Origin of the sequence: Hansschlegelia beijingensis (genome assembly GCF_045505405.1) — a bacterium.
GTDB lineage: Bacteria > Pseudomonadota > Alphaproteobacteria > Rhizobiales > Methylopilaceae > Methylopila > Methylopila beijingensis_A.
This window is the reverse complement of record NZ_JBJKEX010000018.1, coordinates 1-22,382: the sequence shown is the minus strand read 5'-3', so window position 1 is coordinate 22,382 and position 22,382 is coordinate 1. Positions and strand designations below refer to the sequence as shown.

22 protein-coding genes are annotated in these 22,382 nt (G+C 68.6%); 13 read left to right on the top strand and 9 right to left on the bottom strand.

Annotated features, from left to right (window positions below):
* The 3 genes from ACIKT0_RS02595 to ACIKT0_RS02585 all read left to right on the top strand — a co-directional run.
* On the top strand, positions 1 to 1,168 hold a 1,168-nt coding region (locus ACIKT0_RS02595), incomplete at its 5' end, for a DUF4159 domain-containing protein (protein ID WP_407103851.1).
* 40 nt (positions 1,169 to 1,208) lie between these two features.
* The gene (locus tag ACIKT0_RS02590) at positions 1,209 to 3,284 is read left to right on the top strand and encodes a hypothetical protein (RefSeq protein WP_407103850.1); all 2,076 of its coding nucleotides are present in this window, start codon (positions 1,209 to 1,211) and stop codon (positions 3,282 to 3,284) included.
* Between the two features lie 36 nt (positions 3,285 to 3,320).
* Complete coding sequence (locus tag ACIKT0_RS02585) at positions 3,321 to 3,998, top strand: MarC family protein (RefSeq protein ID WP_407103849.1); 678 nt, start codon at positions 3,321 to 3,323, stop codon at positions 3,996 to 3,998.
* A gap of 6 nt (positions 3,999 to 4,004) precedes the next feature.
* Here the strand turns inward: ACIKT0_RS02585 and ACIKT0_RS02580 are convergent, their stop codons facing one another.
* A complete protein-coding gene (locus ACIKT0_RS02580; RefSeq protein ID WP_407103848.1) occupies positions 4,005 to 4,271 on the bottom strand; it encodes a PepSY domain-containing protein in 267 nt (88 codons plus the stop codon).
* Positions 4,272 to 4,431: 160 nt separating this feature from the next.
* Between ACIKT0_RS02580 and ACIKT0_RS02575 the strand changes: the two genes are divergently transcribed.
* Entirely contained in the window at positions 4,432 to 4,740 is a 309-nt protein-coding gene (locus ACIKT0_RS02575; RefSeq protein WP_407103847.1) for a hypothetical protein, read from the top strand.
* 12 nt (positions 4,741 to 4,752) lie between these two features.
* Here the strand turns inward: ACIKT0_RS02575 and ACIKT0_RS02570 are convergent, their stop codons facing one another.
* Entirely contained in the window at positions 4,753 to 5,253 is a 501-nt protein-coding gene (locus ACIKT0_RS02570) for a GNAT family N-acetyltransferase (protein WP_407103846.1), read from the bottom strand.
* A gap of 177 nt (positions 5,254 to 5,430) precedes the next feature.
* Positions 5,431 to 5,895, bottom strand: a complete 465-nt coding sequence (locus tag ACIKT0_RS02565; RefSeq protein WP_407103845.1) for an NUDIX domain-containing protein — start codon at positions 5,893 to 5,895, stop codon at positions 5,431 to 5,433.
* 360 nt (positions 5,896 to 6,255) lie between these two features.
* Between ACIKT0_RS02565 and ACIKT0_RS02560 the strand changes: the two genes are divergently transcribed.
* Positions 6,256 to 7,137, top strand: a complete 882-nt coding sequence (locus ACIKT0_RS02560; RefSeq protein ID WP_407103844.1) for a metallophosphoesterase family protein — start codon at positions 6,256 to 6,258, stop codon at positions 7,135 to 7,137.
* A gap of 4 nt (positions 7,138 to 7,141) precedes the next feature.
* Here ACIKT0_RS02560 and ACIKT0_RS02555 read toward each other — a convergent pair whose 3' ends face one another.
* The 6 genes from ACIKT0_RS02555 to ACIKT0_RS02530 all read right to left on the bottom strand — a co-directional run bounded on the left by ACIKT0_RS02555 (position 7,142) and on the right by ACIKT0_RS02530 (position 16,086).
* Positions 7,142 to 7,810: a hypothetical protein gene (locus tag ACIKT0_RS02555; RefSeq protein WP_407103843.1), complete on the bottom strand. Its 669-nt coding sequence runs from the start codon at positions 7,808 to 7,810 to the stop codon at positions 7,142 to 7,144.
* 44 nt (positions 7,811 to 7,854) lie between these two features.
* Positions 7,855 to 11,325 (bottom strand): pyruvate carboxylase, encoded by a 3,471-nt coding sequence (gene pyc / locus ACIKT0_RS02550; protein ID WP_407103842.1) that lies wholly within the window; start codon positions 11,323 to 11,325, stop codon positions 7,855 to 7,857.
* A gap of 149 nt (positions 11,326 to 11,474) precedes the next feature.
* Positions 11,475 to 12,707: an OpgC domain-containing protein gene (gene opgC / locus ACIKT0_RS02545; protein WP_407103841.1), complete on the bottom strand. Its 1,233-nt coding sequence runs from the start codon at positions 12,705 to 12,707 to the stop codon at positions 11,475 to 11,477.
* Positions 12,708 to 12,817: 110 nt separating this feature from the next.
* The gene (locus ACIKT0_RS02540) at positions 12,818 to 14,308 is read right to left on the bottom strand and encodes an MFS transporter (protein WP_407103840.1); all 1,491 of its coding nucleotides are present in this window, start codon (positions 14,306 to 14,308) and stop codon (positions 12,818 to 12,820) included.
* Complete coding sequence (gene galE, locus ACIKT0_RS02535; protein ID WP_407103839.1) at positions 14,269 to 15,261, bottom strand: UDP-glucose 4-epimerase GalE; 993 nt, start codon at positions 15,259 to 15,261, stop codon at positions 14,269 to 14,271. Before galE ends, ACIKT0_RS02540 begins: the two co-directional genes overlap by 40 nt.
* A gap of 96 nt (positions 15,262 to 15,357) precedes the next feature.
* Positions 15,358 to 16,086 carry a Crp/Fnr family transcriptional regulator gene (locus ACIKT0_RS02530; protein ID WP_407103838.1) on the bottom strand — a complete coding sequence of 243 codons (729 nt, stop codon included), beginning with the start codon at positions 16,084 to 16,086 and terminating at the stop codon, positions 15,358 to 15,360.
* Between the two features lie 121 nt (positions 16,087 to 16,207).
* On the opposite strand from ACIKT0_RS02530, the gene ACIKT0_RS02525 reads away from it, so the two are divergent.
* The 8 genes from ACIKT0_RS02525 to ACIKT0_RS02490 form a co-directional block, all read left to right on the top strand.
* On the top strand, positions 16,208 to 16,840 hold the full coding sequence (locus ACIKT0_RS02525) for a histidine kinase dimerization/phosphoacceptor domain -containing protein (protein ID WP_407103837.1): 633 nt from the start codon (positions 16,208 to 16,210) through the stop codon (positions 16,838 to 16,840).
* Positions 16,841 to 16,927: 87 nt separating this feature from the next.
* On the top strand, positions 16,928 to 17,725 hold the full coding sequence (locus ACIKT0_RS02520; RefSeq protein ID WP_407103836.1) for a response regulator: 798 nt from the start codon (positions 16,928 to 16,930) through the stop codon (positions 17,723 to 17,725).
* Between the two features lie 105 nt (positions 17,726 to 17,830).
* Entirely contained in the window at positions 17,831 to 18,340 is a 510-nt protein-coding gene (locus ACIKT0_RS02515) for a Dps family protein (RefSeq protein WP_407103835.1), read from the top strand.
* A gap of 16 nt (positions 18,341 to 18,356) precedes the next feature.
* Positions 18,357 to 18,749 carry a hypothetical protein gene (locus tag ACIKT0_RS02510; RefSeq protein ID WP_407103834.1) on the top strand — a complete coding sequence of 131 codons (393 nt, stop codon included), beginning with the start codon at positions 18,357 to 18,359 and terminating at the stop codon, positions 18,747 to 18,749.
* Positions 18,733 to 19,140: a NepR family anti-sigma factor gene (locus ACIKT0_RS02505; protein ID WP_407103833.1), complete on the top strand. Its 408-nt coding sequence runs from the start codon at positions 18,733 to 18,735 to the stop codon at positions 19,138 to 19,140. The genes ACIKT0_RS02510 and ACIKT0_RS02505 overlap by 17 nt, the downstream gene beginning before the upstream one ends.
* Positions 19,137 to 19,700 carry a sigma-70 family RNA polymerase sigma factor gene (locus tag ACIKT0_RS02500; protein WP_407103832.1) on the top strand — a complete coding sequence of 188 codons (564 nt, stop codon included), beginning with the start codon at positions 19,137 to 19,139 and terminating at the stop codon, positions 19,698 to 19,700. The genes ACIKT0_RS02505 and ACIKT0_RS02500 overlap by 4 nt, the downstream gene beginning before the upstream one ends.
* 30 nt (positions 19,701 to 19,730) lie before the next feature.
* On the top strand, positions 19,731 to 21,083 hold the full coding sequence (locus tag ACIKT0_RS02495; RefSeq protein ID WP_407103831.1) for a histidine kinase dimerization/phosphoacceptor domain -containing protein: 1,353 nt from the start codon (positions 19,731 to 19,733) through the stop codon (positions 21,081 to 21,083).
* 51 nt (positions 21,084 to 21,134) lie between these two features.
* Positions 21,135 to 22,382, top strand: a 1,248-nt coding sequence (locus ACIKT0_RS02490) for an ABC-F family ATP-binding cassette domain-containing protein (RefSeq protein ID WP_407103830.1), incomplete at its 3' end; no start/stop codon positions are given.

The window sequence follows — 22,382 nt, the reverse complement described above, 5'->3', positions numbered from 1 at the left end:
CTTTAGCCTTTGGCTGATGACGCGTTCCAGAACCGGTCGCGTGGCAGCGAAGGTCGGGCATGGAATCCGGCGCTGGGGCCGCCCTGCCGCGACGCCCGACAATCCGCCGGGCTTCTACGGCCCCATCGACGCGGGCGTGGCGATCAATACGCTGCCCGCAGACGCAGCGCTGGAGCGGATCGACCTCGCCGGCCTGAAGATATCCGTGGCGCAGATCGCGATCGAGGAGCCTACGCCGATCGCGCCATGGCTGCTCACGCTGGCTGCGATCGCCGCCATTGTCGACAGCCTGGTCGTGTTCCTGCTCGGCGGTGGCGCGGCGCTGCTCGGGCGCCGTCCGCGGGCCGCGGCGCTTCTCCTCGCGGCTGCGGGGTTCGCGCTGTTCGCCGGACCGGGCGCGCTACGCGCCGAGCAGGCCGGCCGCCCTCCGATCGACGATCGCTTCGCCCTCGAGGCGACGCTGTCGACAAGGCTCGCCTATGTGACGACAGGGGACTTCGAGGTCGACCGCCTCAGCAAGGCCGGGCTCGAAGGCCTCACGCAGACGCTGGGACAGCGCACGGCGCTGGAGCCCGGCGCGCCGATGGCCGTCGATCCTGCGAAAGACGAGCTCTCGTTCTTTCCGCTGCTCTACTGGCCCGTGGTAGAGGGCGCGACGCCGCCTTCCCCGGAAGCGCTGGCGCGGATCGACGCCTATATGAAACAGGGCGGCACCATCCTGTTCGACACGCGAGACGCGCTCACGAGCGGGCCGGGCATGCAGAACGAAACGCTGAAGCGCCTGCTTGGCGGCCTCGACGTCCCGGCGCTCGAGAAGGCGCCGCCGGACCACGTGCTGACGAAGGCCTTCTATCTGCTGGAGGACTTTCCGGGACGGTACGCCGGCAGTCCGCTCTGGGTGGAAGCCCTGCCGCCCGTCGACGAGGGCGAGGAGCGCCCCGCGCGCGCCGGCGACGGCGTCTCGCCGATCCTGATCACCGGCGCGGACTTCGCGGGCGCCTGGGCGATCGGCGCCAATGGCGAGCCGCTGTTGCCGACCTCGTCCGACGAGCGGCAACGCGAGATGGCCTACCGGGTCGGCGTCAACATCGTGATGTATACCCTCACCGGAAACTACAAGGCTGACCAGGTGCACGTGCCGGCTCTGCTGGAAAGGCTCGGCCAATGAACGAGCCCCTGAGACGCCGTCGCGCGACAAGCCGTAGCGCATGAATCTCGACGTCGCCTTCTCGCCGCTCGTTCCGCTTGCCGCCCTGATCGCGCTCGCGATCGCCGGCGCCGTCGTCGCCTTGCTGTGCCTGCTCGGGCGCACGCGCGGCGCCTGGCTGCGCGCCGGAGCGGTCACGTGCCTGCTGCTCGCGCTAGCGAACCCGTCCTTCACCCGGGAGGACCGCGAGCCGCTGACGAATGTGCTCCCTGTCGTGGTGGATCGCTCCGGCAGCCAGACGCTCGACGGCCGCAAGGGCCAAACTGACGCCGCGCGCGAGCAGCTCGCTCAGAGGCTGGCCGGATTGCCGAACACCGAGGTGCGCTGGATCGAGGCCGGTCAGGACGCTACATCGAGCGACGGCACCGAACTGTTCGCGGCGCTGCGAGACGGCGTCGCCGATGTGCCGCCCGAACGGATCGCGGGCGCGCTGTTCCTGACGGACGGCGTCGTCCACGACGCCCCGCCGGACGCAAGATCGCTCGGCTTCAGCGCGCCGGTCCACGCGCTGATCACCGGACGGCCGGATGAGCGCGACCGGCGCGTGGCGCTGACGCTTGCGCCCCGCTTCGGCATCGTGGGCCAGACCCAGAAGATCGGCTTCCGGATCGACGAGGTCGGCCCCGGCCTCGGCGGGCCCGCGCCGGTGATCGTCCGGCGCGACGGCGATGAGATCCAGCGGCTGAACGCGACGCCCGGTCAGGTCACGACGATCGACGTCCCGATCGTCCATCCGGGCGTGAACTTCGTCGAGGTCGAGGCCGAGGACGCCGGCGGCGAGATCACGACAGTCAACAACCGCGCGGTCCTGCCGATTGACGGCGTGCGGGAGAAGCTGCGCGTGCTGCTGGTTTCGGGCGAGCCTCATGCGGGCGAACGCACCTGGCGCAACCTGCTCAAGGCCGACGCCAGCGTCGACCTGGTGCATTTCACCATTCTGCGGCCGCCGGAGAAGCAGGACGGCACGCCGATCAACGAGCTCTCGCTGATCGCCTTCCCGACGCGGGAGCTGTTCGCGCAGAAGATCGACGAGTTCGACCTCATCATCTTCGATCGCTACGCCCGTCAGGGCATCCTGCCGATCGTCTATTTCGACAACATCGCCCGTTACGTTCGGAACGGCGGCGCCGTGCTTGTCGCGGGCGGGCCCGACTACGCCGATCCCGGCTCGCTCTTCGAGACGCCGCTTGCCCAGGTGCTTCCCGCGGAGCCCATGGGCGGCGTGATCGAGCGGGAGTTCAGACCGACTCTCTCCGAGGTCGGCCGCAAGCACCCCGTCACCCGGGGCCTGACCGGCTCCGAGACCGAGCCGCCGAGCTGGGCGCCATGGTTCCGGATGGTGGATTCGCGGCTGCGCGGGGGCGAGGCCGTGCTCGACGGTCCCGAAGACCGTCCGCTTCTGGTGCTGGCGCGCGAGGACAAGGGGCGTGTCGCGGTGCTGCTGTCGGACCATGCCTGGCTATGGGCGCGTGGTTTCGATGGCGGAGGCCCGCATGTCGATCTGCTGCGGCGGCTGTCGCACTGGCTGATGAAGGAGCCCGACCTCGAGGAGGAGGCGCTGCGCGCGAGGGCCACGGGCAAGACCGTCACGTTCGAGCGCCAGACGCTGAAGGACGAGGTCAGCCCGGTCGACGTGACGCTGCCGAGCGGAGAGCGCCGCCGCGTCGCGCTCGCGGAAGCGGAGCCCGGGCTGTGGCGCGGCGTCCTGGAGACGCCGGAGCTGGGGCTGCACCGCGCGACCGACGGGACGTTCACGACGCTGGTCAATGTCGGACCGCCCAACCCGCGCGAGTTCACCGAAGTGGTGAGCACCGGAAAGCGCCTGCAGGCCGTCGCGTCCGCCACGAGCGGTTCGGTTCGCCGGGTTCAGCCCGACGCCGGAGCCGAGCTGGACATTCCGCGCGTCGTTCCGGTGAGTTCCGGCGCGCGCGCGTCCGGAGCCGACTGGATCGGCGTTCACCAGGCCGACGCCAGCGTTGTTCGCGGCCTCGGCATTCTGCCGATCTTCGCGGGATTGCTTGGCCTTCTGCTGCTGATAGGGTCTTTCGCCGCCGCCTGGGCGCGCGAAGGACGATGAGCGCGTCCTCCCGCCGGACATCCTGAGGAGCGCGCCTTGAACTGGCAGGTCGAGCTGCTCCAGAGCTTCCTGCTTGCGAGCTCAGCGCTGTTTTCGATCGTCAATCCCATGGGCGGCGCGCTGATCTTCGCCCAGGTGACGGGCGATCGCACGCATGCCGAGCGCATCCTGCTCGCGCGGCGCGTCGGGACCTACTCGGCGCTGGTGATGCTGGTCTCGCTCTGGATCGGCGCCTATGTGCTCGCCTTCTTCGGCATAACGCTCCCCGCGCTGCGCATCGCGGGCGGTCTCGTGGTCGCGGTCAGCGGCTGGCGCCTGCTGACGGCGCCCGAGCATCTCGACGAGACCAAGCAGGCTCAGGCCGGCCACGCCATGGACGCTGACGAGGTCGCGTTCTTCCCGCTGACGCTGCCGTTGACCACCGGGCCTGGCACGATCTCGGTCGCGATCGCCCTCGGGGCGAACCGACCATCGGAGCCGGCCGCTTTCATCGGCTTCGTGGTCGGATCCTCGCTCGCCGCAATCGCGATCGCGGCCGTCGTCTGGTTCGCCTACTCCTCGGCGGACTGGATCACGCGGCTGCTGGGAGAGGCGCGCATTCGGATCATCGCGCGGCTCGCCGCCTTCATCCTGCTGTGCGTCGGGGTCCAGATCACACTCAACGGCGTTCTGGACGCGCTGCGCGCCGCAGGGCTTGGAGCTGCCCTCCGGTGAGCGCCGTCATTCCACCACCGGCTTCTCGATCACCAGAGCGCCGCTCTTCGGATCGACGAAGAACTCCATCTTCTGACCGTTCTTGATCCCCTCCCCGCGCCAATGATCCTTCTCCGCCTTGATCTCGGCGACGGCCGTGTAGCCCGACTTCAGGACGTTCTCCTTCACCTGCTCGGCCGAGATCCAGTCTGGGCCGGGCTCGTCGGCGAGCGCGGCGCTCACGGCTCCGAACGAGATGGCGGCCGCGAGGGCGAGCGTGCGGATGCGCGTCATCGAGTGCTCCTTCCGAGGTGGAGCTCGTGACAACTAGCGCCCCGGCGGCCCACGGCGACCACGAAACGGGCAGGCCCATCGAGGGTCCCTCCCCATCGCGGCCAACTTGCGGTCCCGGCGTTCCTGCGCGATGACCCCCGCAACCGGAAGGACTTCAGCGATGAAATCTCGGGGCGCCCTGCTGATCCGTGCGCTGCTCTGTCTGCTCTGTCTGACGGGAGGGGTTCGCGTCAGCGGCGCCGCCGGCTATCCGGCGGCTGCAGCCGTGATCAGCCTCGCGCCGCCCGCGGTCGAGAAGAAGGACGACAGCTGCGGGCAGGGCAAAGCCACCAAGAACTTCGGCTGGAAGGTCGTCGCGTTCGGCGTCGCGACCCTCAAATACCTGATCGGGCTGCTGATCATCCCGATCGGCCTGTTCCTCGTCTGCATCGGCGTCATTCTGGAGGCGGTCGAGGCCGTCGCGTGCTGACGCGCCAGCGGCTCAGAAAGTCTTCCAGACCGGGCCGCGCGCCTCGCTGTCCGCATCCGCCGAGAGCGGTCGCCACAGGACGCGGTCGGGATCGACGGGTCCGGGCATGACCACCCGGCCGTCCGGCACGCGCTGGAAGCCGAGCCGGGCGTAATAGGGCTCATCGCCGACAAGCAAGACGAGGCGGTGTCCGGCGGTCTCCGCGGCGGCGATCGAGGCGTTGATCAACGCCTGCCCGATGCCCCGGCTGCGGAAGGCCGGATCGACGACGAGCGGCCCCAGCAGCAGGGCCGGCGTCCTCCCGATGCGGATCGGCGTCATCCTGTTCGACCCGACCAGAAAGGTGCCTACCCGCGCCACGAAGGAAAGCTTCGGCAGCGGCGCGACGCCCTCACGCAGGCGATAGGCCGAACGGGCGTAGCGGCCCGGCCCGAACGCGCGCTCCTGCAGGCGATCGATCGCCGCCCGGTCATCGGGCTGCTCGTGGAGGATCGCAAGCGGAAGGGAGGTCATGGCGGGCTCGGACGAAAGGGTCTTGAGAGGCCGCCCGCCGCCTGTGCGAGGGTCAGCCGCGCTGGATCGGCGCCGGAAGCCGGCGCGCCGCGCGTCGTCGCGAAGGGGTGTGGCGGACGATGACCATGACGGCGCGCGCTTAGCACGGCGCAAAGCCGCACGCCAGCGCATCCGCACTCACCATCGATCGTCCGCCGACCGCCGCCCCAGGCACTCTTCGATGCGGCGGCGGGTGGCGGGCGTCGCGTCCTGTGGGAGCGCCGACAACGGGAACCAGCCGCTCTCCGCTATCTCGCGGTTCGGCTCGGGCGGCGCGCCGATCGCGAACGCCTCGGTTCTGAACAGCGCGACATGATCGCGTCCGCCGAACGCCGGATTGAAGTAGAGCCCAACGAGCCGCAACGGCCGCGCCGCAGCCACGCCGGTCTCCTCCAGCAGCTCGCGCGCGGCGGCCTCCTCTGCGGTCTCGCCGAGCTCGACCGCGCCGCCGGGCAGGTGCCAGCCCTCCACATATCCATGCCGGACCAGCAGCGCGTGATCGCCATCTATGGCCAGAACCCTGACGCCGAGCGTGACCGCCCGGCGAGCGCGGCCCCAGCGCGCCGCCGCGGCCCGAACGATCCGCGCTCGCATCGAGCCCATGGTTTCCCTCCCGCCTCATGCCGGAACGTGATATATGGCCCGCGCGTGCACGCCGCCTTCCCGCCCGCCGCTGGCGTCGGGAGCCTTGCGTCGCCATCTCAAGCTCAGCGGAGCCGGACGCCCATCGGGGGCCGAGGCTGCGCATCGACGAGGATCATATGTTCTGGCTCTTTTCGTTCCGTCAGGGCCCGGCCCAGGCGGCTCATTCATGGCTGAGCGCGCTGCGCACCCCAAGCGGGGCGGCGGTGGCTGCGCTCGCGACATTTGCGAAGAACTGACGGCGCCTGCGCCTGACCGAATGACTGACGGCGGGGCGAAGCCGCTCCCGCACCTCCCAGCCCTCTCATCCGGCGCTCGCTCGTGACGGTCATCGCCCACCTGTCGGACCCGCATCTCGGGCCGCTGCCCCACTTCACGCTTTTCGAGATGATGTCGAAGCGCGGGCTCGGCGCGATCAACTATTTCCGCCGCCGCCGCCGCTGGCACGACATGGCCGTGCTCGAGCAGATCGTGGCCGACGTCGTCGACGAGGCGCCCGACGCCATCGCGGTCACCGGCGACCTGACCAACCTTGGATTGCAGGCTGAATTCCTGCCGGCGGCCGAGTTCCTGGGCAAGCTTGGGCCTGCTGACCGGGTCGCCGCGATTCCTGGCAATCACGACGCCTATGTGCGCACCGTGAAGAGCGCGCCGGCGCGCGTCTGGGGCGCGCACATGTCGAGCGACGATGGACGCGTCGGCTTCCCGTTCATCCGGCGTCAGGGGCTTGTGGCCTTGATCGGGCTTTCCTCCGCCGTCGCCACCGCGCCGCTTGCCGCGACCGGAGAAGTCGGCGCGATCCAGCTCGACGCGCTCGGTCCGATGCTGCGCGGGCTGAAGCAGGAGGGCTTCTTCCGGTTGGTGATGGTGCATCACCCGGTGGCCGAGGACGGGACGCCCTGGCTTCGGCGGCTGAGGGACGCCGACCGCCTGCGCGAGGTCCTGGCGCGAGAGGGAGCCGAACTCGTCATCCACGGCCACAATCACGAACCCGCGCGCAACGAGATCCCCGGACCGGAAAAGCCGATCCCGGTGATCGGCGTGCCGTCATGTTCCGCAGGGCCCCTCAGCCGTGAGCCGCTGGCCGCCTATAACCTCTACTGCGTCACCGGAGAGACGTCGGCGTGGAACTGCGAGGTGGTCACCCGCGGTCTTCGCCCCGACGGCTCGATCGGCGAGACCGACCGCTACGCGCTGCCCTGAGGCGTCAACCCACGCCCGGCAGCAACCCCTTCGCAGCCGCGACCATCAATCCGACCACGACCAAGCCTCCGACCCCGCCGCCGACGCAGAAGGCGAGCACGATCGCCGCCAGCCGAAGCCATCGGGCGCCGGCCGAAGGCCTTGAGGGCGCTGCGGCCGCGGGTTCCGATCTGGGGGCGGCGGCCGCCGCCACTGGCTCGACCGGCGCCGCCGCCGGAGCGGCCCGCGCAGGCACGAACCTCTCCTGGTCGGCGAGCAGTTGCTCACGTTCCACGAGCCGGCGCGCCACGTAGGCTGTCACCGCGTCGACGATCGGCTGGGTCTGCTCGCTCTCGGCGACGACCGAGCGACCATGTCGTCCGTCGCGCAGGAACCGGTAGACCTTGCGGTCAGGGCCCATCTCGACGAACGCCACCATGTCGACGAACAGGCGCGGCCGCTCGCCCGGGACCAGTCCGACATCGAAGATGTCGATCGGCTCCGGCACCTCGGCGAACACCGGCCGCAGCGCGTCCTGCAGGATCTCCAGCCGCGCGATCTCCGCCTGGCGCAAATCGGCCACCACCTCGCCACGCTCCGCAGCCTCTGCCCGGGCGCGCCGCAGCGCCTCGCGCAGCGGCCCGATCACCGGGGTTTTCTGGGGCGATCCGCCCCTGACGTCCGCGTCCTGCATTTCGCGAGACTAGCCGGTCCCCGCGCGCTGCGGGAGTCGGCAGGTCAATCTCCGAGCACGACGAGCAGATCCTTGGCGTCCACCGGCGTGCCGGGGCTGACGAGGACCTCCTTCACCACGCCGCCGCGCTCCGCATGCAGCGCGGTCTCCATCTTCATCGCCTCGATCGAACAGATCACGTCGCCCTGGCTGACGGCCTGTCCCTGCTTGATCGAGACCGTCGAGATCACGCCGGGCATGGGCGCCGCGATGTGGCTCGCATTGCCCTCCTCCGCCTTCCGCCGCGCCTCGCGGACATTGGTCGCGTGGCGGTTCGGGACCTTGATGACGCGCGGCTGGCCGTTCAGCTCGAAGAAGACCTTAACCTGGCCCTCCTCGTCCGTCTCCCCGACGCCGAGGCAGCGGATCACGAGCGTCTTGCCGCGTTCGATCTCGACCGAGATCTCCTCGCCGACCGGCAGCCCATAGAAGAAGATCGGCGTCGGCAGCGTCGAAACCGGCCCGTACTTCTTCTCCGCCGCCACGTAGTCGACGAAGACCTTCGGGTACATCAGGAACGACGCGAGCTCGGTGTCGGAGGGCAGCCTGCCGATCTTCTCCTCGAGCTCGGCGCGAACCGCTCCGAAATCCGCCGGCGGCATCAGAGCGCCGGCGCGTTCCCTGAGGGGTTCCTCGCCCTTCAGGATCTTCTTCTGGATCTTCTCCGGAAATCCGCCGGGCGGCATCGAAAGCTCGCCCTTCATCAGCTGAACAACGCTCTCGGGGAAGGAAACCTCCACGTGGGGGTCCTCGACCTCCTCACGGCTGAGGCCCGCCGACACCATCACCAAAGCCATGTCGCCGACGACCTTGGAGGTCGGCGTCACCTTCACGATGTCGCCGAGCATGTCGTTGACCTCGCGATAGGTGGTGGCGACCTCGTTCCAGCGGGTCTCCAGACCGAGCGAGCGCGCCTGCTCCTTGAGGTTGGTGAACTGCCCGCCGGGCATCTCGTGCAGGTACACCTCGGACGCAGGGGCAAGCAGGTTGCTCTCGAAGGCGGCGTATTGCGCGCGGGCGGCCTCCCAGTAGAGCGAGATCTTGCGGATCGCGTCCATGTCGAGCCCGCTGTCGCGCGGCCCGCCCTTGAGAGCGGCCACGACGGAGCCGAGGCAGGGCTGCGAGGTCATGCCGGAGAACGAGTCCATCGCGGCGTCGACCGCGTCGACGCCGGCGTCGATCGCCGCGATCAGAGTCGCGCCGGAGAGGCCCGAAGTGTCATGGGTGTGGAGGTGCAGCGGAAGCCCGACCTCCTCGCGCAGCGCCTTGATCAGAACGCTCGCGGCCGCCGGCTTCAGCAGCCCCGCCATGTCCTTGAGGCAAAGGACGTGCGCGCCCGCCCGCTCGAGCTCCTTGGCGAGATCGACATAGTATTTGAGATCGTACTTCGCCCGCGACGGGTCGAGCACGTCTCCCGTGTAGCAGATCGCCGCTTCGCAGATCGCGCCGGTCTCGTTCACGGCGTCGATCGTGACGCGCATGTTCTCGATCCAGTTGAGGCAATCGAAGACGCGGAAGAGGTCCATGCCCTCCTTCGCGGCCTGCTTCACGAAAGCGGCCACGACATTGTCCGGATAATTTGCGTAGCCGACGCCGTTCGAGCCGCGCACGAGGCACTGCAGCAGCAGGTTCGGCGCGCCCTCGCGGATCTTGGCGAGCCGCTCCCACGGATCTTCCGTGAGGAAACGCATGGCGACGTCGAAGGTCGCGCCGCCCCAGCATTCGAGACTCAGCAGGTTCGGAAGGCCGCTTGCGTAGGAGCCGGCCGCGGCGGCGATGTCGGCCGTGCGCACGCGGGTCGCAAGCAGCGACTGGTGCGCGTCCCGCATGGTCGTGTCGGTGACGAGCACGCGCTGTTCGGCGCGCATCCATTCCCCGAATTTCCTGGGCCCCAGCTGCTGCAGCAGCTGGCGGGAGCCGGCGGGCGGCGCGCCCTCCCCGAACAGCGGCGCAAGCGGGCGGGGAGCTCCCTCCTTGGGCCGGGCGCGCCCCTTCACCTCCGGATGGCCGTTGACGCTGACGTCGGCGATGTAGGTCAGCAGGCGAGTGGCGCGGTCCTGCCGCTTCTCGAAGGCGAACAGTTCCTTCGTCTCGTCGATGAAGCGGGTCGTCGTCTCGCCGCGCAGGAAGACCGGGTGCTCGACCACGTTCTCCAGGAAGGCGAGGTTCGTGGCGACGCCGCGGATGCGGTACTCCCGCAGCGCCCGGCTCATGCGCAGGCAGGCCTCGTCCGGGGTCGGCGCCCAGCAGGTGACCTTCTCGAGCAGCGGGTCGTAGAAGCGGGTGATGACCGCGCCCGAATAGGCGGTGCCTCCATCGACCCGCACGCCGAAGCCCATCGCGCCGCGATAGGCGGATATCCGACCGTAATCCGGGATGAAGTTGTCTTCCGGGTTCTCGGTGGTGATCCGGCACTGCAGCGCGTGCCCGTTCAGCCGCATGTCCGCCTGGCCCGGAACGCCTGACTCGGGCGAGCCGATGGCGGCGCCCTGGATGACCTTGATCTGCGCCTTCACGATGTCGACGCCGGTGACCATCTCGGTCACCGTGTGCTCGACCTGAATGCGCGGATTGACCTCGATGAAGTAGAATTCGCCTGTGTCGGCGTCCATCAGGTATTCGACGGTGCCCGCGCCGACATAGTCGGTCGCGCGGGCGAGTTTCAGCGCGCTTTCGCAAAGCGCGGCCCGGCGCTCGTCGTCGAGATATGGCGCAGGCGCGCGCTCGACGACCTTCTGGTGGCGGCGCTGGACCGAGCAGTCGCGCTCGAATAGATGCACCACATTGCCATGGCCGTCGCCGAGGACCTGGACCTCGACGTGGCGGGCGCGCTCGACGAGCTTCTCGAGATAGACGTCGTCCTTGCCGAAGGCCGACTTCGCTTCCCGCTTGGCGTTGATCACCTCCTGCGGAAGCTTCGCCATGTCGCGGATGACGCGCATGCCGCGCCCGCCGCCGCCCCATGACGCCTTCAGCATCACCGGCAGGCCGATTTCCTCCGCGGCCCTGCGGATGGCGTCGGGATCGTCCGGCAGCGGCTCGGAGGCGGGCATCACCGGCACGCCGACGCTGATCGCGAGATTGCGGGCCGCGACCTTGTTGCCGAGCTTGCGCATCGTGTCCGGGCTCGGCCCGATAAACAGGATGCCGGCCGCGGCGCAGGCGTCGGCGAATTCGGGGCTCTCGGAGAGGAAGCCGTAGCCCGGGTGGATCGCGTCCACGCCCGCCTCACGCGCGACGCGTATCACCTCCGGGATCGACAGATAGGCCTCGAGCGGACCCAAGCCCTTGCCGACCCGATAGGCCTCGTCCGCCTTGAACCGATGGAGCGAGAGCTTGTCCTCCTCCGCATAGATCGCGACGGTGCGGATCCCCAGTTCCGCCGCCGCCCGGAACACCCGGATGGCGATTTCAGATCTGTTGGCGACGAGAAGTTTGGTGATCTTCCGGGACGCTACGGAGCTATCGACGTTCATCGCGAGCGGCGACCTCAATGAGGCGGGCGGCCGGGCGGCCGAATGGCGGGAGAGCGCCCGCCCCCACCCGCGGCCGCTCAGGCCGACGTTAAACCAAAGTCGCGCGGAGGGAACGATCTAAAACGGGGTCGTTCCGGACCGAGCTCCGGTCAGCGGAACTCGGGCGCGGCGGGGGCCGGCAGCATCGGCGCGGGCTTCGCCGGGCGCGGAGCCTTGTCGCGAGACGCGGTCGACGGCGCTCCGGGACCGCCCCGGCTCGCCCGGCCGAGCGCGTCCGCGACGAAAGCGAGGCCGACGAGGATGGCCGCCATGCCCAGCGAATAGGCGGCCTGGACCGGAACAGACTTTCCGAACCAGTCGAACACGCCGTGGCTCATCGCCGCGAACACGGTCGAGATGACGAACATCGGCAGGCTGCGCCTGCCGATCAGGATCATCGAGCGGCCAATCAGCGTCTTGCCGAACGGGTTGCTCTGCTTCAGCAGCAGCGTCGCGATGTGCGCCATCGCGAGGAAGTGCGCGAGACGGATCGGCGAGGCGTTCGCCTTGGAGGCGTAGTCGGTGATGATCCGCAGCGGCCGCCATTCGAGCAGCCCGAGCGTCGCCCACGGCGCGGCCGCGATGAAGCCGATGATCAGGATCGTGATCGAGAGAGCGACCGTCGCAGGAGCGCTCACGACCCTGCGCAGCCAGGGCTCGTCTCGCGCCAGGCAGACGACGAAGCCCGCAAGGAAAACCGCCTGCCACGCGAAGGGATTGAAGGTCCAGAGCCGCGTGTCCGGATAGGACGACAGCGTCACCCCGGTCACCTCGGCGAACAGCCACACGACGACGGCGAAGACCGCGTAGAGCCGCCACTGGGCGCGAAACGCGAAGAACAGTACGCCCACAAGCAGCGTCAGCAGGATGTAGAGCGGCAGGATGTCGAGCAGCGGCGGCAGATAGGCGAGCGTCGCGAGCTTCGGCAGCACCGTCTCGGTCGCGATCAGGAACGGGCGGATGAAGAGGTCTCGCTCCATCACGCTGGAGCCCGCATAGCCGCGATAGAGGACCGCAAGCGTGGCGATCACCACGAAGGCCGAGAGGTGATGCAGGTAGAGCGTGAAGGCGCGGCTCACCGCGTAGGGCATCGCCATCACGGGCCGCGTAAGGAACTTGGCCGAGAACATGCCGGCCATCGCGAAACCCGACAGGAAGACGAACAGCTCGGCGGAGTCCGAAACGCCAAAGTTCTTCGTCGTGAACCAGCTCATCACGTTGTCGACAGAGTGGTTCCAGAAGATGAACACGATGGCGAGGCCGCGCCAGAAGTCGATGCGCCAGTCGCGGGCGCTTGCGCCGGGAGCGGCGGGCGGCGTGGCGGCGGCCTGTCGTTGAAACATCGATCCTCCCGGGCTTTAAGCCGCCACATCCGAACAAGCTCGCGCCGGCGCGCGAACCGAATCGACCAGCCGAACAAACGCCAGAAATGCGGCGAAGGTTGCGTCGCGGATCAGGCCGCCTGTGAGAGCGGGGCCGCGACCTCCTCGAGCGACCGGCCCTCCGCATCCACGCCATAGAGCAGCGCGGCGAACCCGGCGACGATCATCAGAACGGCCGCGCCGGCATATCCCCAGAAGATCGCCCACGGATCTCCGCCGCCGATCAGCAGGCCGAACAGGTACGGCGCGAACACCCCGCCGATCGCCGTGCCGAGAGCGTAGAAGGCTGCGATCGCCAGAGCCCGAACCTCGAGCGGGAACACCTCGCTCGCTGTCAGATAAGCTGCGCTGGCCGCCGCAGACGCGAAGAAGAAGATCACGCACCACGCCGCGGTCTGGGAGACGGCGGTGAGCGCGCCTGTGGCGAACAGCCAGCCGGTCCCAAGAAGCAGGACGCCCGCCAGGCCGTAAGACAGCAGGATCATCTTGCGCCGGCCGACGCTGTCGAAGAACGGCCCGAGCACGATCGGCCCGAGCACGTTCCCGATCGCGAAGGGGATGAGGTAGAGCCCGACATGGGCCGGGGCGACGCCGTAGAACCGCGCGAGCACCAGGCCGTAGGTGAAGAAGATCGCGTTGTAGAGAAAGGCCTGCGCCGCCATCAGCAGCAACACCAGCAGCGAGCGCGAGCGGTACTGGTGGAACATCGCCCTGAAGATCACCCCGAGCCCGAAATGTCTCTGGGGATGGATCGTGAGGCGCCCCTCCGCGGGAGGGAGGCGTTCGCCGGTGTCCTGCTGAACCCGTCGCTCGATCTCGGCCATGACCGCTTCGCCTTCGGCGATCCGGTCATGGCTCGCCAGCCAGCGCGGGCTTTCGGGCACGAAGCGGCGCGTCAGCAGGATCATGACCCCGAGCGCCGCCCCGATCCCGAAGCCCAGTCGCCACCCGAGGTCGAGGCCGAAGATCGCCGGGTCGAGCAGGACGATCGTCGCGACCGAGCCGACGGCGGCGCCGGCCCAGAAGCTGCCGTTCACGATCAGCGCGATCCGACCTCGCAGGCGCGCGGGCATCAGTTCGTCGATGGCCGAGTTGACCGCCGCGTATTCGCCGCCGATGCCGATCCCCGTCAGCAGCCGGAATACGGCGAGGCTCCAGACGTCCCAGGCGAAAGCGGAGAACAGCACGCCCGCGACATAGATGCCGAGCGTCACGAAGAAGATCAGCCGCCGACCGTAGCGGTCGGTCAGCCAGCCGAAGCCAAGGGCGCCCGCGACCGCTCCGACCAGGTAGGCCGAGGCGAGCGCGCCGATGTCCGCTTCGGACAGCCCAAGCGTCGCCTTGTCCTGAAGCCGCGGCCCGAGGCCGCCGATGATCGTGACCTCAAGGCCGTCCAGAGCCCAGGTCACGCCCAGGGCCCACACGACGAGCAGATGGAAGCGCGACCAGGGCAGCCGGTCCATGCGGGCCGGGATGTCGATCTCGACAGCCGCGGCGCGTTGGTCCGTCCGCCCCGGAGCGGTCACTCGGCGGCGGCCCTGGCGGCGATTTTCCGTTCCCATGCGAGCGCATGGCTGACGATGGTGTCGAGATCGTCGTAGTCCGGGCGCCAGCCGAGCGTCGTGCGGGCCCGGGTCGGGTCTGCGACGAGCAGGGCAGGATCGCCCGGCCGGCGCGGCGCGCGCTCGACCGGAAAGTCCACGCCCGAAACCCGCTTCACCGAGTCGATCACCTCGAGCACCGAGGCGCCGCGGCCGTAGCCGCAGTTCGCCACCAGGTTCTCGCCGGTCCGGGCGAGATAATCGAGCGCCAGGACATGAGCCTTGGCGAGATCGCTGACATGGATGTAGTCGCGCACACAGGTGCCGTCCGGCGTCGGGTAGTCGTCCCCGAAGATCTGCAACCTGTCCCGCTTGCCGGTCACGGCCTCGGCCGCGACCTTGATCAGATGGGTGGCGCGCGGCGTCGACTGGCCCGCGCGTCCGGAGGGATCGGCCCCAGCGACGTTGAAGTAGCGCAGAGCGGCGTAGGCGAAGCCGTGGGCGCGGCTCGCGTCCGCCAGCATGCGCTCGGTCATGAGCTTGGACGCCCCATAGGGAGAAACCGGGTCAAGCGCGGCGGTCTCGCGCAACGGCTCGGCGGCGCCCTCTCCATAGACCGCGGCCGTCGACGAGAAGACGAAGCTCTTCACCCCGCCGCGCACCGCAGCGGCGATCAGCGCCCGGGACCGCACCGTGTTGTTGAGATAGTAGCCGAGCGGATCGGTGACGGAGTCAGGGACCACGATGGATCCCGCGAAATGCACAATCGCCGTGACGCCATGGTCGCGGATCACATTGTCCAGCAGGCCTTCGTCGCCGCAGCAGCCCTGCACCAACGCGACCGTCGACGGCACCGCGCCGCGCGAGCCGGTGGACAGATCGTCCAGAACGACGACCGGCCGCCGGGCGTCCGAGAGCGCGAGCACCATGTGGCTGCCGATATAGCCGGCGCCGCCGGTGACGAGGACGGTCATCGTTGTTCCTTTCGAAACGGGAGCACTGACGCGGAGAAGGACACGGCGGCGGCGATCGCCGCAAGCTGTCTTGTCCGCGGGCGGCCCCGCCTGCTGCTAGATGATAGGCCGCCGAGCCGGCTCCTTCTCGAAATACTGAGCCAGCCGAGTGACCGCGCGTGGGTTCAACAAGGCGAGTTTGCCGTCCGCTATCCTGAACATGCCCTGCGCGCGCAGGCGAGCGAGGGTCTTGTTGGTGTGGACCAGCGAAAGACCGAGCGCGTCCGCGATATGCTGCTGCGTCAGGGGGAAATCCATCACCCCGTCCCGCACGAGGTCGAGTTGCTCGGCCCTCTTGTAGAGCGCAGCGACCATGGCGGCGACGCGCTCCATCGCGTTGCGTCGTCCGGCCGTCAGCAGGTTCTCGTCGACCAGAGCCTCCTCGCGCGCGCCGAGCCAGGTCATCTCGTAGGCCGCGGCGGGCGCATGTTCGAACAGCTTGAACAGGCGACGTCTGGGCACGACGCAGAGCTCCGCGTCGGTCAGCGCAACGGCCCCGTAAAGCGACTTGTCGAGCAACGCCGCCTGCATCCCGATCAGGTCGCCAGGCAGGGAGAAATTCAGTATCTGGCGGCGGCCGTCCGCCAGCTCCTTGTAGCGGAAAGCCCAACCGGAGAAGAGCGTGTAGAGCTCCGCATCCGTCTGCTCCGGATGGATGAACTCCGTTCCCGCCGAGACTCGGAGATGATCGCTCTTCATCTGGTCGATGACTGCGATCTCGTCTTCAGTCTTGTCGTGGAACGCCGGTTTGGTGCGGAGCGGGCAACCGTGACAGCGTACGTACATGAGCGGATTCAGGAGGTCAGAGGAGGAGGCTTGCGACGCGCGCGAGCCATCCATGAAATTACCCAATCGCGCTATGTCAAAACACATACCTAAGCCGATCTGCGCGCGCTAGATCGCTTCAATGGACACAACGGAACCGGCCGCCTCTATCGCGCCTCTCGATCGGCAAAGCCCGGCCGTCGCAAGTCTTATCCACCAGTTCCGAAACCAGCTCCAGACGATGGCGAGCCTGGTGAGCCTGGCGGCTCAGCGCGCCCCGGCCGAGGAAAGCCGCGCCGCGCTCGAGGATCTGCGCGCCCGCATGGAGGCCTTGACGATCATCCAGCCCGAGGAGTCCGCTTCCGACGGGCTGTTGGCGGCCGACCGCGTTCTGACGCTGCTGGGCCACCGGATCTGTCAACTCTACGATCCGGACGGCCGTCGACGCGTGGGCGTCAAGATCTGCCCCCTGCAGGCGCCGCCGCGCCAGACCGGCGTGCTCGCCCAGATCGTCACGGAGCTGCTGATCAAGATTTATCGGAGCGGAGCCGACGAAGCGGAGATCGTCCTTGCCGAGGACGGCGAGTTTCTGGCTATTGGGCTGACGAAGCGGGAGAACGCCGGCGAGAGCGACGCCGCCTCGGGCTCGCTCGGGGAGCTTCTTCTGGAAGGTCTCGCGCGAAGTCTTGGCGGCGCGGCCGTGCGGGGCGGCGACGGCGGGGTCCGGCGGGTGTCGGTTCCCCGCGAAGCAATCGGCGTTGACTTCACCCGCTAAGGCTTGCTCATTGCGTGGCGCGCTCCATTTTGCGCCGGCCTGTCCGGCTTCGCTTGTCTTTGACTTCGCCCTTGGAAACGCATCGCTATGGCTCTCGCCGACACCATTGCTCCCCATCTTCCGTTCCTGCGGCGCTACGCCCGCGCGCTGACCGGTCGGCAGGACAGCGGAGACGCTTATGTCGCCGCGGTGCTGAAGGCGTTGATCGCCGATCCCAGCATCTTTCCTTCAGACTGCGAGCCGCGCGTCGGGCTCTACTCGATCTTCTCGCGGATCTGGTCGTCCGTCGCCCTGAACGTCGAGACCGGCCTGGAGGCGCCCTACTCCGAGCGCACCATCGAGGCTCTGACGCCGCGCTCGCGGCAGGTCTTCCTGCTGGTGTCGGTCGAGGGCTTCACTCCGTCCGAAGCCGGCCAGATCCTCTCGCTCTCCGACGCCGAGATCGCCCGCGCGATCGATGAGGCGGGCCGAGAGATCGCCGAGCAGGTCGCGACCGACGTCCTGATCATCGAGGACGAGCCGATCATCGCCATGGACCTCGCGAAGCTCGTAGAGGGCTTGGGACACCGGGTGGTCGGCACTGCGCGCACGCACACCGAGGCGCTGGCTCTGGCGGAGCGCACGTCCCCCGGCCTCGTGCTCGCGGACATCCAGCTTGCGGACGGCAGCTCCGGCCTCGACGCCGTGAAGGAGATCCTGCCGAACCTCGAGGTTCCGGTGATCTTCATCACCGCTTATCCCGAGCGGCTGCTCAGCGGCCAGCGGCCGGAGCCGGTGTTCCTGGTCACGAAGCCGTTCCAGGCCTCGACCGTGAAGGCAATCGTCAGCCAGGCGCTTTTCTTCGGCGCCCGCGCGCGGAACACGGACCGTCGCGGCGCCGCCTGACGATCACGTCACGATGCACTGCAACCTTATGGCTGCATCAACGTTGTTGGGGCGAGGCAGCGCGGTCCGATCGCCGCGCCGCCGCTCTCTACAGCGGGAATGTGCATGTCGAAGGCGGGCGTCGTACTTGAAGTAAGGACCAGAGCCGAACGGCTCAACAACGGTCTGCGCGACGCCGACCGGAAGCTCATGGCGGAAACGCTGAGCGAACTGACGGTCCAGACCTACCGGACGCTGCTGCGCTCCCAGGTCGTCCATTGGAATGTGGTCGGCCCGCTGTTTCAGCCGATCCACACGCTGACCGAACAGCACTATTCCGACCTCTTCGCCGCGATCGATCTGCTCGCCGAGCGCATCAGAGCGCTCGGTTATCCGGTGCCGACCGGAAAGGCCGCGCTTGGCCTCGACAAGGCGCTGTCGCTCGGCTCCCAGCTCACCGCCAAGGCGATGGTTGAAGAGCTCGTGGAGGATCACGAGGCGCTTGTGCGCCTGGTCCGCGAAGGCGCGGCGCAGGCCGAAGAAGTTAACGATTTCGTGACGCACGACCTTCTCACCCAGCGTCTCGCCTTCCACGAGAAGGCGATTTGGATGCTGAGGGCGATCGTCGCCGACTGACGCAAAGGAGCCGATCATGGCGTATGTCAGCCAAGGCCAGTATCGCGCGTATCATCTCGACCGTCGCAGCCTCGCGTCGTCTCCGGCCGGCAGCGGGCTCCTCGCTCGCTCGGCTCTGGTCGCGGTCGCCGCTGGAGCGGTGATCGTCGCGCTGTCGGGCGCCGGCATGAGCCGCCATGAGGTCGCCGGCGGCGCTTCGGCCAAGGGAGCTCGTCTGGCGGGGGCTCCGATCCGAATGGCGTCGGTGGCCACCGAGGGCGGCCGGCTGTCAGGAGGCCTCGAAATCCGCCGTGACGCGGCGGGCCGCGTCGTCTACATGAACGATCCTGCCGGCCAGGTGACGACCGTCGCGCGAAACGCGACGGTGCCGCTAACGAGGCTTTCGCCGCTGGATGACGCAGGCAAGTGACGCTTTCAAAGTGCCGCACAATCAAGGCCTGGCGCCACTCGCCAACAGCGGCGACCGCTCCAATATCGTTAGCAGATCGTCAACCGCAGTCGGCGATTATGGGACGAGCGCCCTCGCGGGCGCGCCTGCGCAGTACGCGCGGGTTCATCGCACCTCGCTGGAACAGCTTGCGAGCGTGCGGGAAGGTGAGTGGATGACCCAGCGGAAGCCTGAAAATAAGCTGGATCCTGACGTCCAGGCGCATATCGGCCGGCAACTGCGGGCCGGCTACGTAGATATCCTCAATCAGCCCGTGCCTGATCGCTTCCTTGAACTCTTGGCGGAACTCGACACCCGCGAGGGCGAGGCGGAACGGACGAGTGACGAGCTGCGTCAGAACGGCTCTCGATGAGCGAAGGTGTCAGCCGCGCTCCGCGCGACGAACTTCTTGTTCACATACCAAGTCTCCGGGCCTTCGCGGTGTCGCTCTCCGGCCAGCTGGACCGGGCCGACGACCTGGTCCAGGAGACGCTGGTCAAGGCTTGGCGCAACCTCGGCAGCTTCACCGAGGGCACCAACATGCGCGCGTGGCTGTTCACGATTTTGCGCAATGTCTACATTTCCGAAATCCGCCGCCGCCGGCGTGAGGTCCAGGACACCGACGGCGTCTTCTCCGAGAACGTCGCGGTCGCGCCTCAGCAGAACGGCCACATGGATCTCGAGGACTTCCGCAAGGCGCTCACCGCGCTTCCGGAAGAGCAGCGCGAGGCCTTGATCCTGATCGGCGCCGCGGAATTCTCCTACGAGGAGGCGGCGGAGATCTCGGGCTGCGCCGTCGGCACGGTGAAAAGCCGCGTGAACCGCGCTCGCACCGCGCTGGCGCGCCGGCTCAATCTCGAAGTCGGAGAGATTGGCATCGAGCCCGCTCTCAAGGCCGCCCTGGGACCGGCGGTGGGTTCCGGAACCGCCTGATGGCGCGAGGCGCCGAACCGTAGGGTTCATGTGTTCAAGACTCTCCGAAGCCGCATCGCGCTTCTCCTGATCGCCGCCAATCTTCCCGTGATCGCATTCGCGATCACGATCGGCCTGCAACAGTTCGCGCTCTCGGACCGGTTCGACCGCGACAGGCTCGTGCAGGCCGCGGAACTGGTTTCGGCTCGCGCGGCGGCCCTGCGGCCCGAGCAGCCGATCACGGAGCAGGAGCGCGACCAGATCTTCCGTGACCGTGGCTCGAGAGCGGAGATCGCAGCTGCGATCGTCGACAAGGACGGCCGCCTGCTCGCTCGCGACGACGAGACCGCGCCCTATGGCTCCGCCTGGTTGCCGAAGGACGGTCTCCCGGCGAACCGGCTGGACGAGGACCCACGCGTCCTGAAGGCCCGCGGCGAGGACGGACGCGCATATCGCTATGCGATCGCGCCGATCTCGCGCTCGGGGCTTTCTGCGATCGTGGCTGCTCCGTTCGACGTGACCGGCCACAGCCAGACCCAGTGGCTGCTCCTTGCGCTCGGTCTCCCGGCGCTGATGGTCCTGTTGTGCGTCGGATTGGTGCTGTTCGGAATCGAGCGTTTCGTTCTCCGCTGGATCCGTGCGCTTAGAGCGACGACCGCGTCCTATGACGGCGGTCGCCTGGACACCAAGGCCGCAAAACTCAAGGGCGCGCCGCGGGAGCTCACCGAGCTCGGCGATACGCTGGCGGCGATGTCACGGCGCGTGGAGGAGCGCTCGCTGGCGCTGGAGGCTGCTGTCGACGAGCGCGACCGCCTGCTGCGCGAGCTGCACCACCGGGTGAAGAATAATTTCCAGATGATCGCGAGCCTGCTCGCGCTTCAGCGCCAGGAAGCGCCGGACACTCTGAGCGCCGTGCTCCGCGCGCCCGAGGACCGCGTGCGGGCGATGGCCGCGGCCTACAAGGTTTCCTACGCTTCCGGCGAGATCGGCCATGTCGCAGTCGCCGAGCTGATCCGGGACGTCGCGCTTCAGGCGCGTCAGACGAACGGCGCGCGGCTGTTCGAGGTCGTGGCGCATTTCCCCGAAGACGCCTTCGAGGTCGATCTGGACCTTGCCGTGTCGCTTGCCTTGCTGCTGACCGAGCTGCTGAGCGCCGCGGCTGCGGCGGCCGACTCCGCGGTCGTCGAGGCCTCTGCGGAACCCGGGGGCAAGCTCGCCCTCACCATTTCGGGCCCGCCCCCCGGATGGCTTCCGGGTCCCGGCCTATCTCAGCGGCTGATCCGCGCCTATGCCGACCAGCTTGGAACGGCGATCGAGGAACTCGACGGCGGCGCGATCCGGCTCGTGGTCTCCCTCGCGTCCGAGAAGCCTACGATCGGGATGCGGTCGCGAACCGCCGCCTGAGGCGGCGGTCGATCTTGCAGGACCCTGCCGGCCCGGCGTATCTCCACCGCCATGGCCCCTCCCCTTTTGTTGCTCAAGGACGTCCGGCTGACCTTCGGCGGTCAGCCCCTGCTGGGCGGCGCGGAAATATCGGTGTCGGCCGGAGAGCGGCTCGGCCTCGTCGGCCGCAACGGCTCCGGCAAGTCCACGCTCCTCAAGATCGCGGCCGGCGCCGTTGAGGCGGACGACGGCTCCCGCTTCGTGCAGCCGGGCGCGACCATCCGCTATCTGCCGCAGGAGCCTGACCTCTCGGGCTTCCCGACGCTGCGCGCCTATGTGGACGCGGGCCTCGCCCCGGGGGACGACCCCTACCGTGGCGCATACCTGCTCGAGGCGCTTGGTCTTTCCGGCGATGCGCCGACCGACAAGCTCTCCGGCGGGGAAGCGCGCCGCGCGGCGCTGGCCCGGGCATTGGCCCCGGAGCCCGACATCCTGCTGCTGGACGAGCCCACCAACCATCTCGACCTGCCGGCGATCGAATGGCTCGAAGCCGAGCTCAAGAGCTCGCGCTCGGCGCTGGTTCTCATCAGCCATGACCGGCGGTTCCTTCAGAACCTGACGCGCACGACGCTCTGGCTCGACCGCGGCCGGACGCGCCGGCTCGATCAGGGCTTCGCCGCGTTCGAGGCCTGGCGCGACGAGCTGCTCGCCCAGGAAGAGCGTGACCGCCACAAGCTCGATCGCAAGATCGAGATGGAGAAGGACTGGGTTCGCTACGGCGTCACCGCCCGCCGCAAACGCAATCAGGGCCGTATGCGGGCGCTCGAGACGCTGCGCGAGACGCGCCGCAACGCGCGCCGCGCCCAGGGCTCCGTGCAACTCACGGTGACGGAGGCGGAGAGCTCGGGCGCGCTGGTGATCGAGGCCAAGCGGGTCTCCAAGTTGTTCGGCGATCGCCCCATCGTCTCCGACTTCTCGGTCCGGATCGCGCGCGGGGATCGCGTTGGCCTCGTCGGCGCCAACGGCGCTGGCAAGACGACGCTGCTCAACCTGCTCACCGGCGCGCTGGCGCCGGATGAAGGGACCGTGCGGATCGGGGCCAATGTGGCGATTGCCACCATCGACCAGCGGCGCGCCAGCCTCGACCCCGACACGACCTTGCGCGACGCGCTGACCGGCGGACGGGGCGACACTGTCGAGGTCGGCGGGCAGACCAAGCATGTCGTCAGCTACATGAAGGACTTCCTGTTCGCGCCCGAACAGGCGGGCTCGCCAGTGCGTGCGCTGTCGGGCGGCGAGCGCGGCCGGCTGCTGCTGGCG

Coding starts and splice junctions, on each gene's coding strand:
- ACIKT0_RS02590 (WP_407103850.1), top strand. CDS start 1,209: ATGAATCTCGACGTCGCCTTCTCGCCGCTCGTTCCGCTTGCCGCCCTG.
- ACIKT0_RS02580 (WP_407103848.1), bottom strand. CDS start 4,271: ATGACGCGCATCCGCACGCTCGCCCTCGCGGCCGCCATCTCGTTCGGA.
- ACIKT0_RS02575 (WP_407103847.1), top strand. CDS start 4,432: ATGAAATCTCGGGGCGCCCTGCTGATCCGTGCGCTGCTCTGTCTGCTC.
- ACIKT0_RS02570 (WP_407103846.1), bottom strand. CDS start 5,253: ATGACCTCCCTTCCGCTTGCGATCCTCCACGAGCAGCCCGATGACCGG.
- ACIKT0_RS02565 (WP_407103845.1), bottom strand. CDS start 5,895: ATGGGCTCGATGCGAGCGCGGATCGTTCGGGCCGCGGCGGCGCGCTGG.
- ACIKT0_RS02555 (WP_407103843.1), bottom strand. CDS start 7,810: ATGCAGGACGCGGACGTCAGGGGCGGATCGCCCCAGAAAACCCCGGTG.
- pyc (WP_407103842.1), bottom strand. CDS start 11,325: ATGAACGTCGATAGCTCCGTAGCGTCCCGGAAGATCACCAAACTTCTC.
- opgC (WP_407103841.1), bottom strand. CDS start 12,707: ATGTTTCAACGACAGGCCGCCGCCACGCCGCCCGCCGCTCCCGGCGCA.
- ACIKT0_RS02540 (WP_407103840.1), bottom strand. CDS start 14,308: ATGGGAACGGAAAATCGCCGCCAGGGCCGCCGCCGAGTGACCGCTCCG.
- galE (WP_407103839.1), bottom strand. CDS start 15,261: ATGACCGTCCTCGTCACCGGCGGCGCCGGCTATATCGGCAGCCACATG.
- ACIKT0_RS02530 (WP_407103838.1), bottom strand. CDS start 16,086: ATGTACGTACGCTGTCACGGTTGCCCGCTCCGCACCAAACCGGCGTTC.
- ACIKT0_RS02525 (WP_407103837.1), top strand. CDS start 16,208: ATGGACACAACGGAACCGGCCGCCTCTATCGCGCCTCTCGATCGGCAA.
- ACIKT0_RS02520 (WP_407103836.1), top strand. CDS start 16,928: ATGGCTCTCGCCGACACCATTGCTCCCCATCTTCCGTTCCTGCGGCGC.
- ACIKT0_RS02515 (WP_407103835.1), top strand. CDS start 17,831: ATGTCGAAGGCGGGCGTCGTACTTGAAGTAAGGACCAGAGCCGAACGG.
- ACIKT0_RS02510 (WP_407103834.1), top strand. CDS start 18,357: ATGGCGTATGTCAGCCAAGGCCAGTATCGCGCGTATCATCTCGACCGT.
- ACIKT0_RS02505 (WP_407103833.1), top strand. CDS start 18,733: ATGACGCAGGCAAGTGACGCTTTCAAAGTGCCGCACAATCAAGGCCTG.
- ACIKT0_RS02500 (WP_407103832.1), top strand. CDS start 19,137: ATGAGCGAAGGTGTCAGCCGCGCTCCGCGCGACGAACTTCTTGTTCAC.